We start from the raw sequence: 21,370 nt of genomic DNA on the forward strand, positions 1-21,370 counted from the left end.
GAGTCAATGAACCTTTTAGACTAGCGGTAAAGGTTAAATAATTGTGAAATATAAATTAAGAGCGAAAAATTATTGAATAAAAAAATCCGTAGAGAAATTCATCTACGGATTTTTTTAAGACTAAAAAGCAATAATTTTAGAAAGCACCAATAAAGTGATTTCCTGGTTTGTTAATTAGTTTTGCACCTTCAGTTACTTCACCAGTAATGCTATTGATGATGTAGATGTTTCCATCTTGACCTACAGGAGCAACTGTTACATACACATCATTACCATCAACTACAAAGCCTTGATATTGAAAAGCGTATAAGTCTACATGGTAAGGTAAATCTACTTGTTGAGCGGTTGAAGAGTTCAAATCTACACGAGCTAAATAGCTTTGTTGTTGATTTGAAAGTGATGATGTTTGTGCTCCATCATGAGTATAATGAACAAAAGCAATTCCATTTCCAGCATATCTCCAGTTTTGAATATATGATCCAGTTACGCCTAAAGCAGTGTCAAGACTGAATACAAATGTGTTATCATACTCATTGTTTTGGTTTATTTTTAAAATGTGAGAACCTCCAGAATCTCTTTGAGTCGCTTGGTAAACGTTTCCATCTTCAGCAACAAAAGCATTAAAACTTCTGTACCCACTTGTATCTCCATAACCTACAGTAGAAGTAATAATTGTTGGGTTGTCTAAAGAAGGATAATCAACAACAATTGACTTAGAGCCTAAACGTTCATAATCAGATTCGCTATTTCCTGTTTCAGGATTAGTTTTACGCATCCAAGTACCAATAATCAATTTGTCGCCTGCTGCATTTAATACTGGTGAATCTAATCTAAAAATGTAATGACCTAAAGCTTCTTCTTCCGCAGAAAGAGGAATTTCATACGATTTAGTTTCTGAGATTAAAGCGTTAACTAGATCTAAAGATAATACAGTTGCAGTACCTCTTGTGTATAGGTAGTTACCATCATTGTCTGAATTTACTTGTGGTGAAGTAACATTAACAGCAACACCTGTTTGATCTCCATCAAAAAGTTTTGCCCATCTTGGGTTTGTCCCTGCATATTGTGAAATATTTACAGTACCACCAATAGGACTAAAGTCTTGTCCGCCACCAACAACATATTTTTGGAACTCACCACCATTGCTACCACCATAAGCAATATTGAAAAAAGTAGAACCATCAACTGAAGATTGTAAACGTGCTGTTCTAGCAGATTGAACTAAATATCCATTTTCAAAAACATCAAATGTTTTATTTGGGTCTTGTGCATCTTGTTTGCTTATAGAGTATACCAAAGTACCTCCATTACCATCTCCTGGAGTTCCATCATTTGTTCCCATTATGGCTCCAGCAACGGTAATCCATCTGTCTTCAGTTTGACCTGAACCATCTGGAGTGCCACCATTATCATCGTCACTACTACAGCTAGTTGTGAAAAATAACGTACTTAATGCTACTGCAAAAGTTAAAAGTTTAAAGCTATTTCTTTTCATTGTATATATATTAAAGGTTATTGATTGTATAATTTAATTTTATGTAAAAGGCTCTTCCTGGTTTTTGAACTGCAAAATTGTCAAAAGCTCTTTTGTTGAATATGTTTTTCATATCTAAGCTTAATACTACCTTTTTACTTGGAAACATGTAGCTTACTCCTGCATCATGAATAAATTGTTGAGGAACATCAAAAAAATCTGTTCCAGCGTTGTTTCCGTAAGGTTCTAGCAAGTAATTAAAGGTGTCAACAAACATGAAATTATAAAACACGTTTAGCTCAGCTTTTTCTTGAAGAATGTTTTTAAATTGGTACTGAGCGTTTGTGTTAATTGTAAATGTTGGCTCGTTTGGTACTTTTCGTTCGTTAAATTGATTCTTATAAGTAAGGTCTAATTTTGAAGCGTTTAGTACTATTCTTAAATTGTTGTTGTATGTATAGTTTAACTCGGCATCTATTCCTTTTGAAATAACATCACCTTGATTTTCAAAAGGTAAAACTTGAACATTACTATTTAATGATGTTTGTACTTGTGTGCCAATTCTATCTTTAATGTTTCTGTAAAATACATTGGTAGCTAATGATAAGTCGTGTTTTTTTATGGTGAATGTCCCAAGTTTTAAGCCTAAGTTAATATTGTTGCTTGTTTCAGGTCTTATGTTTGGGTTTTCAATAATGTTATCTCCTGCATCACCAAATACTTCGTTTTCGGTTGGGAGTCGTACAGCCTTTTCTGCTGAAGCTAAAACTGTAATTAAAGGTGATATTTGGTAGGATGTAGCGACACCATAACCTTGAATGCTGGTGTTGTTACTTACAACATCTTCAACATAAGTTGGTTCGTCATCAATAGTTTCAACCGTTGGGTTTGTTCTTTCAATATGTTGTTGATAGTTTTTTCCAAAAACAGAAGCTTTTAGCTTGTTGTTGAATGCATTAAGTTCATAACTCAATGAGGTTATATTTTTGTGTAAATAACGAGTACCCATAAACCTTCTTTCTAGAACAGAGCGTATTTCATCATCATCCTTTCTATCTACAGCTGAGAATAGGTGGTTTAATAAAAACTTATGGTTTTTATTTAAACTATAGGAAAGACCAGTTCGTATAGAGGAAACCTTTCGATTAATGTTTGCAATAGTTGGCTCGCCTTGTTGAGCGCCTTGAGGTCTTAAAATAGGTTGACCATTCAGGTCTAAGCTTTTTTCGCCATACCAATTATAGTTCCATTTTACGGTGTCATTGATAACTCGATTTCGTTCTCCATAAAGTCCATGTAAGTTAAAGTCTAAGCCTTTAGTTAAGATGTCTTTTTTAGAATATGTTAAGCTTACGATGCTTGCATCAGCTTCAGTAAAACGACCTTTGTAAGGAATGGTCATAAAAGCACCATGTTGTATTTCGTTGTAAGAGTCTGAACCTGTAAAACCAATTAAGAATTTATCAGCCCATTTAACATCAGTAAAACCTGCTTCAATAATTCCTCCATAAGATCTAAAGGCATCATTAAAACGTTTGGCACGAACATACTGTAATTGTCCATTGGGTTGTATGTTGTATACATTTGATCCCCAAACTTCATAATCATTATCTGAATAATTAAAAAAACCAGAAGCTTTGATAGTAAAGCCTGAATTTTTAAAACGGTAAAGCCCATTAAAATTTAATTGAGAGGTGTTAAATGAACCATAAGAAGCGGATGCAGTAAAGCTGTTTTTGGCATCCTCTTTTAGTACAACATTAATAGCGCCTCCTAGAGCATCATTTGATAAATGCCCAGGAACAACACCTTTGTAAACTTCAATTCTCTCAATCATTGAAGGAGGAATGCTGTTTAAATTGAAAGAAGAGCCATAAGTGGAAATTGGGATACCATCAATAAATATGCGTACAGCATTACCTGACAATCCATTTATATTGTAGTTAACAGCAGAACCTAAACCTCCATTTTGTCGTATTCTAACACCTACGGTTTGATTAAGAAGCTCGTTTGTTTGTATGTTTCTAATACCAGCTTCTTTAGTTTTAATAACGTCAACAGCAAATCCTTGCGTCTCAACAATTTTTTCTTTTGATTTACCAACAACTAGAACTTCTGAAAGTTCTACGTCTTTACTTGACTCTACAGTATAATTTACAATTTTATTTTCGGTGTTTACTTCAATTCTAAATGTTGTGTCAGTAATCTCTATTGATGTTACTTCTATTTTATGAACTCCATAAGGAACTTTTCTAAATTCAAAAACTCCATTATCATTTGTGGTGCTAAACTTATTGAGTTGTTTTATATATACATGTGCATTAATTACTGGAGCGCCATTTCTTAAAGTTATTGTGCCTGTAATAGTGCTGGTTTGAGAGTATACAAGAGCAGAAAATAAAAAGAAAACAAAGCTAAAAAAACGAGTCATTTATTATGTTTGAGGCGTTAAAACGCTGCAAAGTTAAGTCTATTTAGAATTAATCCAAATAAAAACTAAACATAATAATTGATTTTTGTATCTGTAATTTTTTTAACTATTTATTAGTTGATTTGTTAATTATAGATAGTATAAAATAGGGAGTTCTTATAAAATTAATGTTTTTATAAGTATAGTAAAAAGTGGGAGTGAATTATCTGTTTAAATATTTCAACTTATTGAGCTTATCAAGTAATTTTATAGCTCTATATTCAGAAATGTCACTGGTTGCAGAATCTGTTTGACGTAAATTGTAGGCTTGTTCAATAAGTTGCTTGTAGCGAATTTGCAACTTTAGCTGGTGCTTTTTTATTTTGGATAAATCTTTCATTCCTACAGCTTTAGAGTATTAAATATATTCAAAAAAAAGTTAATCGACAACTTAAAGTTTAAAATTGTTAATAAAAAAATCGACCCTAGGAGCAGGTCGATTTTTCAAACTAACTTTTCTAATTTAATTTTAGTGAAGGATATTCTCTTTTGCTAACACTGCAAAGATGCGGCTTAATCTAAAGACTAATGTTATGTTAATATTAGGTTTGGATTAAGAATCATTTAATAAATTTAAAAGAACTAAAACTCTCACTATGAAACAACTACTGCTTTTTTTAATACTTGTCTTTTATCCGGTTTATATAAATGCACAAAACAATGCGTGTAATTGCTGTACCGAAAAGCATACAGAGTTTGATTTTTGGATTGGTAATTGGGAAGTGACAAAACCTGATGGAACACCTGCAGGCATAAATGTTATAGATAAAATACAAGACAATTGTGTTTTACGAGAAAACTGGACAAGTGCAACAAAAGGGTATACAGGTACTAGCAATAACTTTTATAACACTACAGCCAAACAATGGGAACAACTTTGGATTGATAACCAAGGACAGAGTTTGCACTTAAAAGGAAATAGGGTAGGAAATCAAATGATTTTAAAATCGGATGTTGCTACAAACAAAGCTGGTCAACCTTATTACCATCGTGTGACTTGGACTGCTAATGACGACGGAACTGTTAGGCAATTATGGGAAACTATTACCAATGACAATTCAGTAACCGTTGCTTTTGATGGTTTGTATAAAAAGGTAAAATAAGTGCTTTAAGAATTGCTTAGTCTTGTAAAGCGAATACTTTTTTAAGCAAATCAGTAGTACGTGATGACACTTTATTTCTGATTTCTTTTTCCTCAACAGCAATCATTGTGTAAACACCTTTTAGTGCTTCGCCTGTAACATAATCAGTTAAATCAGGGTTTACGTTATTAGTAAAAGGAATACTGTTATATTTATTAATAAGATTTGCCCAAATTTGGTCAGCACCAACTTTAGTAAACGAATTATTAATTACAGGGTGAAACTTGTCGTACAATGCAGTTTGGGTTTTGCCTGTTAGATATTGAGTAGCAGCATCGTCATTACCAAGTAAAATGTTTTTAGCGTCATTAAAGGTAATGTCTTTAACTGCACTCACAAAAATAGGAGTTGCTTCGCTAACCGCATCTTCAGCAGCTCTGTTTAATACTTTTAAGCCTTCATCAGCAAGATTATCTAAACCAATATCACGTAGGGCTTTATCTACTTTTTGAAGTTCTTCAGGTAATACAATTTTTACCAACTCATTTTTGAAAAAACCGTCTTTTTGAGTCAATTTACTTACTTGTTTGTCGATACCTTGGTCTAGCGCTTCGCGTAATCCAGAAGCGATATCAGCATTACTAAGTACACTACCATCTTGAGGAAGTTGGTCAATTACGTTTTGTAATTCGGCACATGAGTTAAGAGTGAAAATTGCAAGTAAAACAAAAAGTGACTTTTTCATAGGTGTGATTTTTGGTCAAATTTACAAAAGCAGTTTTTTATAATACAAGTATTATTGAAAATATTAACACACCAAATATTTAGTAGTCATTTAATTAAAATGAAAAAATATAATTAAAACACTATTTTAGCACAATAGTTGTTATGACATTAGTGTTATATTGTTACTTACTATGAAAATTGATTATTTATTTAAACCTTTTTTACTCGCTTTTGTTTTCTTACCATTTTTTTGTTTTGGGCAAATAAATGTTTCAGAAAGAGTTCAACTCTCAAAATCGGCAAAGAGTTCTGAAAATACACTGTATTTTATTGATTTTTGGGCAACTTGGTGTGGACCATGTGTGTATGCTAAAGAGTATTTGGGCGTGCTTCAAAAGCAATATCCTAATGATTTTTATGTGGTTTCTATTTCGCAAGAAAACCCTGAATTGGTTAGAAAATATCTAAAAAAACGTCCAACTGATTTAGCAGTTTTTGTGGATTATGAAGGAGAAACATTTAAAACTCATAATATAAAGCTATTGCCTCACGGAATTCTTATGAATGCAGATGGAGGTGTGTTGTGGGAAGGTAGTCCAACCGATTTTAAAGCATCTGATTTAACAAGGTTTTTACGTAGTAACACAAAGAAAAAGCATGTAGACAAGTTTTTTAAGGAGAAAGATATAAAAGTTGAAAAAGTAGACGCTGAATATCAGCCTAATGCAGACTTTGAAATTAAAAGATTAAAAAATGAATCTTTCTATTTTTTACAAATACAAGAACACGAAGAGTATGTTGAGTTCAAGGGAAGTATCAGAGCTATCATAGCTTACAATTTAAAAGTTCATGAAAGTCAACTGAAATTGCCTGATGATTTAGGTGGTCAATTTCAAGTGTACGTATCAAAAAGTAATAGTCCTTATGGCAATCATATAACTGAAATTATAGATGCTTTAGACTTAGAGATAAGCTATTCCGAAGTGAAAGGTGAAGCTATGGTGTTTGATATAGAAGCTATCAGGTTTTGGGATGTTAATCAGATAGATTGGGGAAGAGATACAGCTAAATATTTAATCGATGAGCATCAAATACAAGCAGATAATGTAACTTTTAAGGAGGTTTTGTACCAACTATCACAGGTTTTAGAGATGCCAGTTGTAACGGTTCAAGATATTACTGATACTGCTGAGCACGATTGGTCTATTCATTACAAGTTTTATGATTTGATGCAATCTGATTTGTTAGATAATTATGGGATTAAAGCTGAAGCAAAAACAACTAGTTATAAGTTATATACGCTAACAAAAAAAGCTCCTTAAAGGAGCTTTTTTTATTTCTATAAAAAAGAAATTAGTTGTTAATTACTCTAAACTCAGTACGTCTATTTCTTTGGTGTTCAGCTTCTGAACAATCAACACCATTAGAACAACGGTTAGTAAGTCTAGACTCTCCAAAACCTCTTGCTGTTAATCGGCTTCTAGAAACACCCTTAGATACTAAATAGTTTACTACAGAGTTTGCACGTTGCTGTGATAAAGATTTGTTGTAGTCATCGTTACCTCTAGAGTCAGTGTGCGACATAATTTCTATGCTTACGTTAGAGTCGTTTAGTAATGGTAATAATGTTTCGTCTATTACTTTTTTAGATGCAGGTGTTAAACGAGCACTTGCAAGTTCATAAAATATTGGTAAAACAGTTGGGTTTAATAATTCACATTCAACTTCTTCCCAAGTTGTAATACCACCTTTTTTAGCTAAAACTGTTCTAGTTACTGTTTCGTATTTAGCAGGCACAGTTACGCTAGTTGTTGTAGCTGGAGTTTCAACTACTTGACGTGTAATAGTTGTGTATTCCGCTGGAATTTCAATTTCGTCCATTCTTGCAGGAGTCTTAATCACACGCTTTTTGTAAGTTGTTGATTGCTCATCAACAGGAATTCCGTTAGTAGTTGCGTCACTAGCTAAAGTAGTAAAAGGCACATCTCTAAATTGTGCAGGATACTCCACAAAACAAGCAGCAACACAGTCTTCCTTGTTAACTGAAGGGCAATCCTCTAGTATTTTGTATTCCCACCCTGAAGTTTTTGGGTAAACCTCATATGTGTTAGAGTCTTTTCCAAAGGTTGCAGGTACAACTCTTAAGTCAGTTCTTCCTTCCTTTTTTACATAAGGAACTTCAACGGTTTCATAAACTGCTGGTGTGTAAACATACTTTTTTGATGCTTCTTTAACCAATACAGTTTCTTCAACAGTTTTGTAAACAGCTGGAACAACTTGTAATGTAGTGTAAGCAGGATAAACTTGTAGTGTTTCTTCTACTTCTTTAAATTCGTCCTTAGTGATACACTTAACGTAGCATTTACCTGGTTCAGGATTTTCCGGTAGGCCTTGAGCCTGAGAAAAACTTATACCTGCTAAAAGGAATAAGCCTAATAATAATTTTTGTTTCATAGAATAAAAATTAGTTAATGGTTATAGTTTAATTTTTACGGTTTTTTTAATGACCGCATTCATTAGACCCATAAATAACTGATGCGTCACTTTTTTAAATCACTAATTATCTATTTTTATAACTATTGAATTAATTATTGCTCACATTTAGTGTTAAATTGTTTAATAAAATTTAATAAATGTTTGCTTTTGATAGTTTTTAATTAAAAAAATAGTCGGAAGTGTTAAAAAATGTTTTTTATGCAATTGTAAATCAATTGGTTGCTTTTGTATTAAAATTCGCACTAGACTCTAGCTTTAAGTGGAGTGTAATTGTAAAAGGTTATAATTTATAGAGTTAGGGGTTTGTTGCTTTGATGTGATAAGTGATTTGATGATTTTTTAGAACGAAGACTTTAATAAGGCCTCTTAATTCATTTTCTAGATGCTATTGATGATTATATACCTACTCTCAATTTTTGTATTAGATATTTTGGTATAAATCGAGTATTTTTTTGAATATTCCGTAAATTTGTGCCTCTTATAATTAGATTTTTTGTCAATGAAACAAATTCCGCCATATAAACCAAAGTATAAAGTACGTATTGTTACAGCAGCCTCTTTATTTGATGGACATGATGCCTCAATAAACATCATGCGTCGTATTATCCAATCTACAGGTGTTGAGGTTATTCATCTTGGACATGACAGAAGTGTTGAAGAAGTAGTAAATACAGCTATTCAAGAAGATGCCAATGCTATTTGTTTAACTTCCTATCAAGGAGGTCACAATGAATATTTTAAATATATGTATGACTTGCTTAAAGAGCGAGGAGCAGGACATATTAAAATCTTTGGAGGTGGAGGAGGAGTAATCCTTCCTTCAGAGATTAAAGAGTTAATGGATTACGGTATTGCTAGAATCTATTCGCCTGATGATGGTCGTGAAATGGGACTTCAAGGGATGATTAACGATTTGGTACAGCAATCAGATTTTGCTATTGGTGACCAACTAAATGGTGAAGTAGCGACTTTAGAAGAGAAAAACCCAAAAGCTATTGCACGTGTTATTTCGTCTGCTGAAAACTTCCCAGAAGTTGCTAAAGAAGCTTTAGATGAAATTCATGAGAAAAATAAAACGTCTAAAACGCCTGTATTAGGAATTACAGGAACTGGTGGCGCCGGAAAATCTAGTTTGGTAGATGAATTGGTGCGTCGTTTTTTAATTGACTTCCCAGAAAAAACCATAGGTATCGTTTCGGTTGATCCGTCAAAACGTAAAACAGGTGGTGCGCTTTTAGGAGATAGAATTCGTATGAATGCGATTAATTCACCACGTGTTTATATGCGTAGTTTGGCAACACGTCAATCTAATTTAGCCTTATCAAAATATGTAAACGAAGCTGTTGAAGTATTAAAAGCAGCGCACTACGATATCATTATTTTAGAAACGTCTGGTATTGGGCAAAGTGATACTGAAATTTTAGAGCATAGCGATGTGTCCTTGTACGTGATGACACCAGAATTTGGTGCAGCAACACAGTTAGAGAAAATTGATATGTTAGACTTTGCAGACTTGGTTGCGATTAACAAATTTGATAAGCGTGGTGCATTGGATGCGCTTCGTGATGTGAAAAAACAGTACATGCGTAACCACCAATTGTGGGATACTAATCAAGATGATTTACCTGTTTTTGGAACGATTGCTTCGCAGTTTAACGATCCTGGAATGAACACGCTTTACAAAGCGATAATGGATAAGGTCGTTGAAAAAACAGATGCAGACCTGAACTCGACTTTTGAAATTTCAAAAGAAATGAGTGAGAAAATCTTTGTAATTCCACCAAACAGAACACGTTACTTATCAGAGATAGCAGAAAACAATCGTGCGTATGATAAAACAGCTAACGAGCAAGTTGAGGTAGCTCAAAAGCTATATGGTATTTATAAAACTATTGGTTCGGTAGCAGGAATTTCAAACGAAAAGGAATACGCATTTTTAGATAACAAAGGCATTAATCAGGATGAGATTCTTGAATTGGTTAAGAGTGATAACGATAAAGCGTTTTTAGACTTATTAATCAAAGAGTTTGACCGTGTGAAAATGAATTTAGATCCTTACAACTGGGAAGTTGTAATAGGTTGGAATGAGAAGGTCAATAAATACAAAAACCCTGTTTATACATTTAAAGTAAGAGACAAAGAAATTAAAATAGACACGCATACCGAGTCTTTATCACATACACAAATTCCAAAAGTCGCTTTGCCAAAGTATCAAGCTTGGGGTGATATTTTAAGATGGACACTTCAAGAGAATGTACCTGGAGAATTTCCGTATACATCAGGATTGTATCCTTTTAAACGAACAGGAGAAGATCCTGCGCGTATGTTTGCAGGAGAAGGTGGTCCAGAGCGTACCAACAAACGTTTTCATTATGTAAGTCAAGGTATGCCAGCAAAACGACTATCAACAGCTTTTGATAGTGTTACGCTTTACGGTAACGATCCAGACTTACGTCCTGATATTTATGGTAAAATAGGAAACGCAGGTGTATCTATTTGTTGTTTAGACGATGCTAAAAAACTTTACTCTGGTTTTAACCTAGCAGATGTGATGACTTCGGTAAGTATGACTATTAATGGTCCTGCGCCAATGTTGTTAGGGTTCTTTATGAATGCTGCGATAGATCAACAATGTGAGCTTTACATCAAAGAAAATGGTTTAGAGAAAGAGGTTGAAGCAAAGATTGCCAAAATATACAAGGAAAAAGGCGTAGAGCGTCCTAAATATAATGGTGAGCTACCAGAAGGAAATGATGGTTTAGGCCTGTTTTTATTAGGCGTCACTGGTGATCAAGTATTGCCACAGGATGTTTACCATGATATAAAAACACGTACCATTGCACAAGTTCGTGGTACTGTACAAGCTGATATTTTAAAAGAAGATCAAGCGCAAAATACGTGTATTTTCTCTACGGAATTTGCACTGCGTTTAATGGGAGACGTACAAGAGTACTTTATTGAAAATAATGTGCGTAATTTCTATTCGGTGTCTATTTCTGGATATCATATTGCAGAAGCAGGAGCCAACCCTATTACGCAATTGGCATTGACATTATCTAATGGTTTTACTTACGTGGAATATTACTTAAGTAGAGGCATGGATATTAATAAGTTTGGACCAAACTTATCGTTCTTTTTCTCTAATGGTATCGATCCTGAATATGCTGTTATTGGTCGTGTGGCACGTAAAATTTGGGCAAAAGCCTTAAAGCATAAGTATGGTGCCAACCCAAGAGCGCAGATGTTGAAATACCATATACAAACTTCGGGTCGTAGTTTGCATGCCCAAGAAATTGACTTTAACGATATTCGTACGACACTTCAAGCACTATATGCTATTTATGATAACTGTAACTCGTTGCATACAAATGCTTATGACGAAGCAATTACTACGCCAACCGAAGAGAGTGTGCGTAGAGCAATGGCTATTCAGTTGATTATTAATAAGGAGTTAGGACTTGCTAAAAACGAAAACCCAATACAAGGGTCGTTTATTATAGAAGAGCTTACTGATTTGGTAGAAGAAGCGGTATTACTAGAGTTTGATAGAATTACAGAACGTGGTGGTGTACTTGGTGCCATGGAAACCATGTACCAACGTAGTAAAATTCAGGAGGAAAGCCTGTATTATGAGACTTTAAAGCACAATGGTGATTTTCCAATTATTGGTGTAAACACCTTCTTGAGTAGTAAAGGGTCGCCAACGGTACAACCTGCTGAAGTTATAAGAGCAACAGAAGAGGAGAAGCAATACCAAATACAAACTCTTGAGAATTTACATAAGAGTAATGATACCAAGGTGTTGCTAAAAGCGCTTCAGCATAAAGCGATTAATAACGAAAACATTTTTGAAGCCTTAATGGATGTTTGTAAAGTGTGTTCTCTAGGGCAAATTACTGAAGCTTTATTTGAAGTAGGCGGACAGTATAGACGTAATATGTAGTGTGTTTTTACACCTTAAGATATAAGAATCCCGAGTGTTTACTCGGGATTTTTTATGGAGTTAACCTAACGTAAAGGGTTGTTTGTAAATTTGTATTGGTGTTTTTAATTTGCTACACGAGTAATTTATATAACTACTTAATCTTGCATAAGGCTATTACCACCCATTTACACTTTACTAACCAAAAAATAATTTGATTTTGTAGGAAATTTACCAAATAACTAATTCATTTGCTATATATTAGATTTTTTGAATGTACAATTGTTAACCCAAAACAAACCCTATGCAATACTTATACAACAAAAAACAGTCCTTATTATTTTTATTAATGCTAGTAGTTACTACTCATGTTTTTTATGCTCAAGAACCGCACAAGGAATATTATGATGATGGAACAGTATCTAGAACAGGTTACTATAAGGATGATAAACGCGTTGGCGAATGGAAATTTTATCATGAGAATGGAAAATTAGCATTGGCAGGAAAGTTTGAAAACGGTAATACTGTTGGTGTGTGGAAAAGCTATACAGAAAGTGGTAAATTATTTGGTGAAGGACATTTTGAAAATGGCATTGAAATAGGTGAATGGAAGTATTATTATGAAACAGGTCAATTAGAAAAAGTAGTACTATATAATGCTAATGAACAGCTAGATGGCGTATGGAAAAAATACCATGAGAATGGTAAGCTGGCTGCCGTAGGAACCTTTGAAAATAATATTCAGGTAGGGGAATGGAAAATATACCATGAAAATGGTCAATTAGCTGAAATAGGAGTTTTTGAAGCTGGTAAATATGAAGGTCTGTGGAAAGCTTATCATGAGAATGGTCAGCTATCTGGGATAGGGCATTATGAAAATGATAAAACTACTGGTGAATGGAAACATTATCATGAAAACGGTCAATTATCTGAAATAGGATATACGGAAAATGGTAAAAAAATAGGTGAATGGAAATATTATTATGGCAATGGCCAATTATATGAAATAGGAACTTTTGACGCTGAAGGATCACAAGGAGTGTGGAAGTCCTATCATGAAAATGGCCAATTATCAGCTGTCGGAATACGTGAAAATTATAAAAAAGATGGCGAATGGAAACATTATCACGATAATGGGCAGTTACAGGAATTTGGGAATTTTACTAACGGTAAAGCCACAGGAGAGTGGAAAATTTATCATAGAAACAATGCTCTTTACCAAATAAGACTATGGGATGATGGTAAGTTTATGGATATTATTTCTTGTTATGATAATAAAGGCAATAAACTAGACAAAGGCACCTTGGTACATGGTAATGGTACTGTAAATTATTATGATGAAAACGGTAAACTAACCGAAACAAAAACATTTGTAGATGGAGTAGCTAAAGAATAAGATGCTATCAATATATTATTTAATGCGTTGTTTTTGGTTTGTATTTGCTTCATTAGTAGTTTAGATATTTACTTCATTTTATAACAAAACCATTATCACCCATTTTAAACCTTGATAACAAAAAAAATAATTTGCGTTTGGATTGGAACTTTTGAAGTTGAAACTTCACTTTACCAAGACTATTTAACTATAAGTTACGACGATGATGATATGACAGAGTCCGCATTTGGGACTGACACTGGGTTAGGTTATTATGATGAGGATTTTATGGAAAGTTGGTGGTTTAACCACTTGGACCTATCGACATTAATGGCGTATAAGAAAGACTTATTGGATGCTGATTATTTTTTTGATTCACTAATTGCTGAACTACAAACAAGAGACTTAAGTACTAGACATTCTATTTTATTTTTGTTTGGAGAAACTGGTGAGCACCCAACCAATGAGATGTTGTTTGAATACACTGGAGCAACTAAAGCTGGTTCGCCTATTGAGTTTGTTTTTAAAAAGGAATATGAACCTAAATAAAAAGATTTATTATATTAGTTGCTTAAGCAGGCAATAGCACTTGTTGCGTATTGAGCCCATATTAATTTAAATTATTATATTTTAATGAAAATCATTTTATTGATTGCCTTAACTTCAGTGTGTTTTGTAGGTAGTATTAACTCACAAAATATCAAATTCAAAAAAGGAAAAGTACTTATTGATAAAGTTGAATGCTTGGACTATGATGGAGATGCCAACAATGTTGAGCTCATAACAACTGATGGAGAGCAAACCATTTTCTTGAAGTTTATAAGGACAGGAGTAGGGCATAATGGTGGATTGTATACCAAAGTTATTTTTGTTGAACAGGAAAAGTCGTTTACTTCAAAGTCTTATATTTTTTCTAGAAAATTATTGGTTAAAAAACTTTTAGCAGCCGAAGTTCTAAAGAACTGTGCTATTGATGAAAGTAAAATAGATAAGTTTATCCTTAAATATGATGAGGGTATTGAAGACTCGTTGATACGACACTAAATTGCTTTATATAATAGAGTTAGTAAGCTATTGTTGTTAATTAAACCTACATATTACAACGTCAGCATCCAAGTATGTTGAAGCTTTTTAAAGGTTTTAAGTTCGCGTCTTAATAATGGGATGTAGTCTTTACCGTTACTGTTACATTTTTCTAAACGACGACAGTTGCTGTACAAACGATTGGTAAGCTGTCTTACCGATGCCATGTGTTTGTGTTTTTTATCTGTGTGACGTTCTTGTTCGGCTTTAGCGATTTCAGGTGCTAAAGAAATAGACTGTTGTACGATGTCTCCAGAGAAGTAGATGTGTTCGTTTTCTGAACCATCTTTATGCAAATACGACAAATCGTGGTTTAAGTAGGTAGAGATGCTTCTAGATAGAACAAAAATATCCATAGCCTTTTGATATATAGGCAATTCTGATAGATGAGATGGTAAATGAGGTAACATAGTATATAATAGCAATTTATATCAAAATTAAGCACAAGAATTGAGATTCTACTTTTGATATTAAAGCAATATGTTATATTTGCTTTAAATATTAAGTTATTTTTTAATTTCTCTTTAAATGAGTATAGATAGATTAAACTGGAAGATTTTAAAGTGTTTGCAGGACAATGCAAGACAGTCTAATGCTGAAATTGGTAGGCAAGTTGGTATTACCTCGCCAGCAGTTTCGGAGCGTATAAAAAAGATGGAAGATGCAGGTATTATTGAAGACTATTACACATCAGTTTCTTACTTTGAAGCAGGTTATCAATTAAAAGCTATTATTACCTTACGTGCTTTTATGGGAAAGCTAAAGCCTTTTTTTGAGAAGGTAAAAACTTATGATGAGGTGTTGAACTGCTATCGTATTACAGGAAACGAAAATATTGTAATGGAAGTGGTACTTAAAAACCAAAAGCATTTAGAAACCTTTATTGACCAGTTGATTATATATGGAGAAACCAAAACGCAAATAGTACTTTCGCAAGTGGTAAAGAATGGAGCGATAAAGCCATTGAAGTAATGGCCTTATCGTTATAGGTTAGTTTCCATATGCTCAGCAATTAGTTTAGCATGTACTCTTGAGTTTTCAATAAACCATTTGTGGGTTTCGGTTCCTCCACAAATTACACCTGCAAGGTAGAGTCCTTGTACGTTGCTTTCCATGGTATCAGGATTGTACTGAGGAAAGAAATTTCCATCATTAGACAAGGTAACTCCTGCTTGTTCTAAAAACTGAAAGTTAGGTTGGTAGCCTGTGAGTGCCACTACATAGTCGTTAGCAATGGTTTCAGTGCCCTTAGGTGTGGAAATGATTACCTGATGTGGTGTAATTTCTTTGATTTCGGAATTAAAATAGGCTTTAATGCTACCTTCTTCAATTCTGTTAATGATATCAGGTCTTACCCAATATTTTACACGTTCGCCAATAGCTCCTTTACGTACTACCATAGTAACGTTTCCACCTTTACGCCAAATTTCAAGTGCAGCATCAACTGCAGAATTGCTAGCACCAACCACAATAACATCTTGCAAACTAAAAGGATGAGCTTCTTTGTAGTAGTGCGATACCTTAGGTAAGGACTCACCAGGAACATTTAAAAGTTTTGGGATGTCGTAAAACCCTGTGGCGATCACTACTTTTTTTGCACTGTAGTTGGTTTTGTTTGAGGTAACCTGAAATTGGTTGTTTTGCTTTTGTATGGCTGTTACTTCTTCATACAGGTTTATGTTGAGCGTGTTAGATGTTGCTACACGACGGTAATATTCCAAGGCCTCGTCTCTATTTGGTTTTGGGTTATTGCTTATAAATGGAATGTTGTCGATTTCCAAACGCTCCGAAGTGGAGAAAAAGGTCATGTTTAAAGGGTAGTTAAACAAAGAGTTGGTGAGTGCGCCTTTTTCGAGCACGATATAATTCCAACCTCTTTTCTCACATTCCAAAGCGCAGGCAATTCCAATAGGACCTGCTCCAATAATTAGTATATCTGTTTGTGTCATTAGTATTGTGTTGCTACTAAATTAAGGTTATTCTTCTATTTTTTGAAATCTCATTTTACGCTTTAACATTAAAAGTATGGCAATACATATTACCATCACTAAAGACACAATGTACCATGTGTTGGTAAAGCCTACTAATTCCACCATGTGCATTCCTGAATTGTGCCCAAAGATATGTGCTATAGCAAACGCCATACTGTATAAAGCCATGTATTCGCCTTGGTTGCCTTGTTTTGCACGTTTTAAGGCAAAAGCATTAGAAAATGGGAAGGCAATCATTTCGCCAATGGTCATAAACAACATCCCAATAACCAATACACCAACCCAAGCAGTAACATTAAGCACAATAAAGCTTATAAGTGTTAATACAGCTCCAAAGGCTACTAAACCTGTTTTGGTGTATTTAGGAGATTCGAGCCATTTTACTAGAGGCATTTCAAATACAGCAATTAATAAACCGTTCATTCCCATGAGTAATCCTATTTTAAACTCTGATAGTACATGTACGTCTTTGTAGTACAGTGGCATTGTTGAGAAGTACTGAAGAAAGGCAATACTAAATAATACCATAGCTACTAAAAAGATAATGTACTTTCCGTCTTTATAAGCCGATTTAGGGTTTTGAGAAACAATGTTATCCTGAACTTTGGCAGTTTTAGGGTTGAGTACCTTGAGTAATAGGAAACCTGCAGCTATACAAGTAATACCATCTACCCAAAACAAACCACCATAACCCAATGTAGCAATAATTAATCCGCCAATGGCAGGACCAGCAGAAAATCCAAGGTTAATAGCCAAACGAATAAGTGTTACTGAGCGTGTTTTGTTTTCAGGCTTACTGTAAGCACTTAATGCTACAAACATTGCAGGACGAAACATATCGGCTACTGCAAGGAGTAAAAATATACCTAGCATGATACCATAGTAGGTGCTTATAAATTGTAAGCCAATGAATAGAAGTCCTGACAATACTAAACTAATTACCATTACTTTGTAATACCCAATTTTGTCGGTGAGTTTGCCACCAAGCCAAGACCCAACTACCGAACCTGCACCAAAAGCACTCATAATCATACCAACATCAGAAAGACTAAAGTCTAAGCTTTTATTGAGATATAACGATAAAAACGGAATAACCATGGTACCAGCTCTGTTAATGAGTGTAATGAGCGATAACCACCATACTTCTTTAGACAACCCACTAAATGTGTTTAGGTAGGGTTGTAATAACTTGTTGTTTAAAAAATAAATAAATTTCATTGTTTGATTGATTGTTATAAAAGTAAAAAGTCCGACGCTAGCGTCAGACTTTTCTATATTGATTAATTGTATTCAACTATCACTACAATATATAGCAAGCCCGACTTCGTTGAGAAGAGGTATATTTTTGCTTTACAATTGTATTACAGTTGAACATGATTTTTTCTTTATTGCTCTTCAAAGCTAGGTAAAAAAAGTTTAAGTTGTATTTTTGAATTGAAAAAATTAACCCAAATGAGAAAAGTTATTGCATTTTTAGTGTTGGTATTAGTCTTAGGTTGTCATCAAGGAAAAGAACCGATTGTTGGTGAGACCGAGTTTCAAAAGAAGATGAATGCTGATTTTAGAGATGCAACAAGTTCGCCACTTAAAGGAAGAGCTAAAAAGAATTTTAAGGGACTTGATTTTTTTAAGTTTGACTCAGCTTATGTAGTTACTGCTCAATTAAAGCGTACACCAGACTCTAAGTGGTTTAATATGAAAACGAATACAGACCGTTTATCTAGAGAGCGTGTTTATGGTATTTTGACGTTTGAGTTACAAGGGCAAACTTATCAGTTGAATGTATACCAAGGCGAAGATTCTATTACTAGCGAAGATCAGCAAGATTATTTGTTTTTACCTTTTTTAGACAACACAAATGGAGAGACGACCTATGGAGGCGGACGTTATATTGATTTAAAAATTCCTGAAGGCGACACTATTGTGGTTGATTTTAACAAAGCTTATAACCCTTATTGTGCTTACAATGAGAACTACTCTTGCCCAATTGTACCAAGAGTAAATTACTTAGATACTAACATACAAGCAGGTGTGAAGGCATATAAAAAATAAAAGCGCCATTTTAAACGACGCTTTTATTTAAGATTATTGTTTTATTATTCGTTTGGAGAGTGCTCCACTACTGGTTTTTAATTGTAATAGATATACTCCATTGGAAAACGAGCTGCAATCGATTTTAGAGAGCGACTCTTGAGAGTGAAATATAAGTCTTCCGTTTATGTCAATTACTTCAATACTTTCTATAATAATGTGGTTAGGTAGTTTTATATTTACTACATTGAAAGTTGGATTAGGATAGATACTTATTTTGGATAATTCTTCAGTTTCGATACCTAATGTACCACTTACTTCAAAATATTGCTTGTCGTAAAGTGACCAAGCACCATCTGCATTTTGTACTCTCACGTACACATAATGATCACCTTGAGCTAAACTACCAGATGTAGCCACAATAACATTTTCGTCAATACTATCTCCTGATGTCGTTATTGGGTTTCCGTTACCTTCTCCAGGATCTACGTCAATAAAATATTCAGCAGCTACAATAGATGCGTTATTGAAAAACGTAGGTGTTCTTACAGAAAATACTGTATGTGTGTAAGTGCTATAGTTACCAGCAGTATTACCAACACGTATAAATAATCTGTGGCTTCCTGTAGGTAAACCTGTTGTAGGAATAGCAAGATTTTGGTCTACGGTTTCAGTATCAGTGATTGTTACTTGATTACCTAAACCTATGCCAGGATCAGCGTCAAAATAATATTCTATGCTGTTAATATTAGCTATATTAATCTCTGCTAGTGGTACAACAGAAAATACTATATGGTCATATAAAGACCATACATCGTTTACATTTTTTACTCTTACAAAGGCTCTGTGACTACCTTGCGGTAATGTGTTTGTAAGAAATGCTAAATTCTCATCCAAGGTTTCGTCTGTAGGTATTGTAATTACTGTTGCATTTCCAGTTCCTGGGTCAGTACCAAAATAGTATTCAGCAGCTGTAATATCATAATTGTTTAATACAGCAGGACTATGGTTAATGCTAAAAGCTACATTGTCATATGCGCCATAAGTTCCATCACTATTTTTTGCTCTAATGAATAATTTATGACTACCAGAACTTAAAGCAGCTGTTGGAATATTGAACGATTGGTCAATAGTCTCCATAGCAGCTAAAGATAATTGTGTGCCGTTTCCAATACCAGGATCTGTATCAATATAATATTCAAAACCATCAATGTTTGCTGTGTTAAAGGTTGCATTAGCTGCTTTAACACTAAAGCTTTGAGAATAGTAATAGCTAGTGCTGCCATCATCTTTTACAGCGCGTACAAATAGTTTGTGGTTGCCAGCAGATAATCCTGTTGTAGGAATACTGAAGTTTTGATTAAGTACTTCAGCATCTGGATCAATATCTATACTTGTGCCATTGCCAATACCAGGATCGGTGTCAAAGTAATATTCTATTTCAGAAATATCACCTTGAGCAAACGATAGGTAAGCGGTAAGCAAAAAAGTTATGTGAATAAGTCGTTTCATAATCAGTTTATTTTTTGATTATTAATTAGACTTATTAGCGTTTGCCTTTACGTTTACGTTGATGTTTTCACCAGCTTCAATTAAGTTGTTGCTGATAGTAAAGCTTGTTAAGTATGGTAATTCGGTTGGGTAACCACGCATATCAAAATCGTAATCACTATTGTATATACCTATGTCATTTCCGTCAGAACCAGCGTTAAGCCCAACTGAACTTGGAGAAAGCGTGAAATCATCTTCAGGAGCAATATCAAAAGCCGATGATGCTACACTGGTAAAAAATGGATTTTGGTTGTCAAAATTACCTGTTCCAGGCATTGCAAGCGTAAGCGTACCACCAGTTGACATATAGCTAATTGAGTTGTTAAGAGTTAGTGTTCTACCTGTGGTTGGTGTAAATAAAGTGTTTATTCCGTTTGAGATAAATATATTATTGAAAGCAGTCACATCACCAGTCATGTTTGGGAAAATATTTGTGTTTCCCCATGTATGGTTGATTCTAACAATGTTATTGTTAAAAATGGTTGTGTCGTTAAAGTATCGTAAGGCGTAACTAGCAGTTGCATTACCGTTTAATAATGTAATGTGGTTATTGGTAATTACGGTATTTATACATTTTGTTGGGTCTGCATGAAGTGTGATACCAAAATTAATGACATTACCTCTTATAATCCAGTTGTTGTTGGTAGTGGTATGGCCAGCATTTGTAGAGCCTACAAATATGGTTTGGTTAACAAAGTTATCTTCAATAATAATATTATCAGATGTAGATGTGCTTGAGTTGTAAGTGATGTAAGTACTGATGTAAAACCCACTAATTTTAATGTTATCAGCATCAATTCTAACACTAGATAATTCAGATCTTCTACCATCATTTAGTTCCGGTGCATAACCAGAACCAAAAAGAGTAATTTCTTTGTTGATAGTAACAGCTCCATAACTTGTTAAAGACGGTTGTACGTAAATAATGTCTCCATTATTAGCTGCTGAAATAGCATCAGTAATGTTATTAAACATATGAGCAGGAGACGTGTCAATAACAGGGTCGTTATCAACAATAAGAATGTTTTGAGCTTGGGTGTAGCTAAGTACAAAAATTGATAATACAGTAAATAGTTTTTTCATGATAATTAGGTTTGATTAATAACATTTCAAAAGTCCTAATTGTCAGTAAGAAAAAACATACGATATATGTCGTATATTTAATTATG

General features: G+C 34.0%; 18 protein-coding genes. 8 read left to right on the forward strand and 10 right to left on the reverse strand.

What is annotated here, in order from left to right; genetic code table 11:
* Nucleotides 1-136 precede the first annotated feature (136 nt).
* The 3 genes from ABD011_RS06965 to ABD011_RS06975 all read right to left on the reverse strand — a co-directional run bounded on the left by ABD011_RS06965 (nucleotide 137) and on the right by ABD011_RS06975 (nucleotide 4,284).
* Complete coding sequence (locus ABD011_RS06965; protein WP_343796935.1) at nucleotides 137-1,495, reverse strand: hypothetical protein; 1,359 nt, start codon at nucleotides 1,493-1,495, stop codon at nucleotides 137-139.
* 10 nt (nucleotides 1,496-1,505) lie between these two features.
* Nucleotides 1,506-3,905: a TonB-dependent receptor gene (locus tag ABD011_RS06970; RefSeq protein ID WP_343796937.1), complete on the reverse strand. Its 2,400-nt coding sequence runs from the start codon at nucleotides 3,903-3,905 to the stop codon at nucleotides 1,506-1,508.
* A 202-nt stretch (nucleotides 3,906-4,107) separates the two neighbouring features.
* A complete protein-coding gene (locus tag ABD011_RS06975) occupies nucleotides 4,108-4,284 on the reverse strand; it encodes a Lacal_2735 family protein (protein WP_129761583.1) in 177 nt (58 codons plus the stop codon).
* A 256-nt stretch (nucleotides 4,285-4,540) separates the two neighbouring features.
* Between ABD011_RS06975 and ABD011_RS06980 the strand changes: the two genes are divergently transcribed.
* Complete coding sequence (locus ABD011_RS06980) at nucleotides 4,541-5,047, forward strand: hypothetical protein (RefSeq protein WP_343796940.1); 507 nt, start codon at nucleotides 4,541-4,543, stop codon at nucleotides 5,045-5,047.
* 16 nt (nucleotides 5,048-5,063) lie between these two features.
* On the opposite strand, the gene ABD011_RS06985 is transcribed toward ABD011_RS06980, so the two are convergent.
* Nucleotides 5,064-5,771: a DUF4197 domain-containing protein gene (locus ABD011_RS06985; protein WP_131507848.1), complete on the reverse strand. Its 708-nt coding sequence runs from the start codon at nucleotides 5,769-5,771 to the stop codon at nucleotides 5,064-5,066.
* A gap of 172 nt (nucleotides 5,772-5,943) precedes the next feature.
* Here ABD011_RS06985 and ABD011_RS06990 point away from each other — a divergent pair, with 172 nt between their 5' ends.
* The gene (locus ABD011_RS06990) at nucleotides 5,944-7,074 is read left to right on the forward strand and encodes a TlpA family protein disulfide reductase (RefSeq protein WP_343796943.1); all 1,131 of its coding nucleotides are present in this window, start codon (nucleotides 5,944-5,946) and stop codon (nucleotides 7,072-7,074) included.
* Between the two features lie 31 nt (nucleotides 7,075-7,105).
* On the opposite strand, the gene ABD011_RS06995 is transcribed toward ABD011_RS06990, so the two are convergent.
* A complete protein-coding gene (locus tag ABD011_RS06995; protein WP_343796945.1) occupies nucleotides 7,106-8,206 on the reverse strand; it encodes an OmpA family protein in 1,101 nt (366 codons plus the stop codon).
* Nucleotides 8,207-8,747: 541 nt separating this feature from the next.
* On the opposite strand from ABD011_RS06995, the gene ABD011_RS07000 reads away from it, so the two are divergent.
* The 4 genes from ABD011_RS07000 (at nucleotide 8,748) to ABD011_RS07015 (ending at nucleotide 14,589) form a co-directional block, all read left to right on the forward strand.
* On the forward strand, nucleotides 8,748-12,191 hold the full coding sequence (locus tag ABD011_RS07000) for a methylmalonyl-CoA mutase family protein (protein ID WP_343796947.1): 3,444 nt from the start codon (nucleotides 8,748-8,750) through the stop codon (nucleotides 12,189-12,191).
* A gap of 283 nt (nucleotides 12,192-12,474) precedes the next feature.
* A complete protein-coding gene (locus ABD011_RS07005; RefSeq protein ID WP_343796949.1) occupies nucleotides 12,475-13,566 on the forward strand; it encodes a toxin-antitoxin system YwqK family antitoxin in 1,092 nt (363 codons plus the stop codon).
* A gap of 111 nt (nucleotides 13,567-13,677) precedes the next feature.
* A complete protein-coding gene (locus ABD011_RS07010; protein ID WP_343796951.1) occupies nucleotides 13,678-14,094 on the forward strand; it encodes an immunity 22 family protein in 417 nt (138 codons plus the stop codon).
* Between the two features lie 84 nt (nucleotides 14,095-14,178).
* Nucleotides 14,179-14,589 (forward strand): hypothetical protein, encoded by a 411-nt coding sequence (locus ABD011_RS07015; RefSeq protein WP_343796953.1) that lies wholly within the window; start codon nucleotides 14,179-14,181, stop codon nucleotides 14,587-14,589.
* 53 nt (nucleotides 14,590-14,642) lie between these two features.
* Here the strand turns inward: ABD011_RS07015 and ABD011_RS07020 are convergent, their stop codons facing one another.
* Entirely contained in the window at nucleotides 14,643-14,984 is a 342-nt protein-coding gene (locus ABD011_RS07020) for a hypothetical protein (RefSeq protein ID WP_343796955.1), read from the reverse strand.
* Between the two features lie 172 nt (nucleotides 14,985-15,156).
* Between ABD011_RS07020 and ABD011_RS07025 the strand changes: the two genes are divergently transcribed.
* Nucleotides 15,157-15,600 (forward strand): Lrp/AsnC family transcriptional regulator, encoded by a 444-nt coding sequence (locus tag ABD011_RS07025; protein ID WP_129761596.1) that lies wholly within the window; start codon nucleotides 15,157-15,159, stop codon nucleotides 15,598-15,600.
* 11 nt (nucleotides 15,601-15,611) lie between these two features.
* Here the strand turns inward: ABD011_RS07025 and ABD011_RS07030 are convergent, their stop codons facing one another.
* On the reverse strand, nucleotides 15,612-16,577 hold the full coding sequence (locus ABD011_RS07030) for a YpdA family putative bacillithiol disulfide reductase (RefSeq protein ID WP_343796958.1): 966 nt from the start codon (nucleotides 16,575-16,577) through the stop codon (nucleotides 15,612-15,614).
* A gap of 27 nt (nucleotides 16,578-16,604) precedes the next feature.
* Entirely contained in the window at nucleotides 16,605-17,837 is a 1,233-nt protein-coding gene (locus ABD011_RS07035; RefSeq protein WP_343796960.1) for an MDR family MFS transporter, read from the reverse strand.
* Between the two features lie 234 nt (nucleotides 17,838-18,071).
* On the opposite strand from ABD011_RS07035, the gene ABD011_RS07040 reads away from it, so the two are divergent.
* Nucleotides 18,072-18,671: a DUF1684 domain-containing protein gene (locus ABD011_RS07040; RefSeq protein ID WP_343796962.1), complete on the forward strand. Its 600-nt coding sequence runs from the start codon at nucleotides 18,072-18,074 to the stop codon at nucleotides 18,669-18,671.
* 33 nt (nucleotides 18,672-18,704) lie between these two features.
* On the opposite strand, the gene ABD011_RS07045 is transcribed toward ABD011_RS07040, so the two are convergent.
* Together ABD011_RS07045 and ABD011_RS07050 are read right to left on the reverse strand one after the other, a co-directional pair.
* A complete protein-coding gene (locus ABD011_RS07045; RefSeq protein ID WP_343796964.1) occupies nucleotides 18,705-20,162 on the reverse strand; it encodes a T9SS type A sorting domain-containing protein in 1,458 nt (485 codons plus the stop codon).
* A 21-nt stretch (nucleotides 20,163-20,183) separates the two neighbouring features.
* The gene (locus ABD011_RS07050) at nucleotides 20,184-21,284 is read right to left on the reverse strand and encodes a right-handed parallel beta-helix repeat-containing protein (RefSeq protein ID WP_343796966.1); all 1,101 of its coding nucleotides are present in this window, start codon (nucleotides 21,282-21,284) and stop codon (nucleotides 20,184-20,186) included.
* Between the last annotated feature and the right edge of the window lie 86 nt (nucleotides 21,285-21,370).

It is taken from the genome of Gaetbulibacter jejuensis (assembly GCF_039524015.1).
Lineage (GTDB): Bacteria > Bacteroidota > Bacteroidia > Flavobacteriales > Flavobacteriaceae > Gaetbulibacter_B > Gaetbulibacter_B jejuensis.

What these genes read in the sequence shown, in the direction of transcription:
- ABD011_RS06965 (WP_343796935.1), bottom strand. Translation starts at nt 1,495, where the DNA reads ATGAAAAGAAATAGCTTTAAACTTTTAACTTTTGCAGTAGCATTAAGT.
- ABD011_RS07000 (WP_343796947.1), top strand. Translation starts at nt 8,748, where the DNA reads ATGAAACAAATTCCGCCATATAAACCAAAGTATAAAGTACGTATTGTT.
- ABD011_RS07040 (WP_343796962.1), top strand. Translation starts at nt 18,072, where the DNA reads ATGAGAAAAGTTATTGCATTTTTAGTGTTGGTATTAGTCTTAGGTTGT.
- ABD011_RS07025 (WP_129761596.1), top strand. Translation starts at nt 15,157, where the DNA reads ATGAGTATAGATAGATTAAACTGGAAGATTTTAAAGTGTTTGCAGGAC.
- ABD011_RS06995 (WP_343796945.1), bottom strand. Translation starts at nt 8,206, where the DNA reads ATGAAACAAAAATTATTATTAGGCTTATTCCTTTTAGCAGGTATAAGT.
- ABD011_RS06980 (WP_343796940.1), top strand. Translation starts at nt 4,541, where the DNA reads ATGAAACAACTACTGCTTTTTTTAATACTTGTCTTTTATCCGGTTTAT.
- ABD011_RS06985 (WP_131507848.1), bottom strand. Translation starts at nt 5,771, where the DNA reads ATGAAAAAGTCACTTTTTGTTTTACTTGCAATTTTCACTCTTAACTCA.
- ABD011_RS06975 (WP_129761583.1), bottom strand. Translation starts at nt 4,284, where the DNA reads ATGAAAGATTTATCCAAAATAAAAAAGCACCAGCTAAAGTTGCAAATT.
- ABD011_RS07035 (WP_343796960.1), bottom strand. Translation starts at nt 17,837, where the DNA reads ATGAAATTTATTTATTTTTTAAACAACAAGTTATTACAACCCTACCTA.
- ABD011_RS06970 (WP_343796937.1), bottom strand. Translation starts at nt 3,905, where the DNA reads ATGACTCGTTTTTTTAGCTTTGTTTTCTTTTTATTTTCTGCTCTTGTA.
- ABD011_RS07020 (WP_343796955.1), bottom strand. Translation starts at nt 14,984, where the DNA reads ATGGATATTTTTGTTCTATCTAGAAGCATCTCTACCTACTTAAACCAC.
- ABD011_RS06990 (WP_343796943.1), top strand. Translation starts at nt 5,944, where the DNA reads ATGAAAATTGATTATTTATTTAAACCTTTTTTACTCGCTTTTGTTTTC.
- ABD011_RS07030 (WP_343796958.1), bottom strand. Translation starts at nt 16,577, where the DNA reads ATGACACAAACAGATATACTAATTATTGGAGCAGGTCCTATTGGAATT.
- ABD011_RS07050 (WP_343796966.1), bottom strand. Translation starts at nt 21,284, where the DNA reads ATGAAAAAACTATTTACTGTATTATCAATTTTTGTACTTAGCTACACC.
- ABD011_RS07005 (WP_343796949.1), top strand. Translation starts at nt 12,475, where the DNA reads ATGCAATACTTATACAACAAAAAACAGTCCTTATTATTTTTATTAATG.
- ABD011_RS07015 (WP_343796953.1), top strand. Translation starts at nt 14,179, where the DNA reads ATGAAAATCATTTTATTGATTGCCTTAACTTCAGTGTGTTTTGTAGGT.
- ABD011_RS07045 (WP_343796964.1), bottom strand. Translation starts at nt 20,162, where the DNA reads ATGAAACGACTTATTCACATAACTTTTTTGCTTACCGCTTACCTATCG.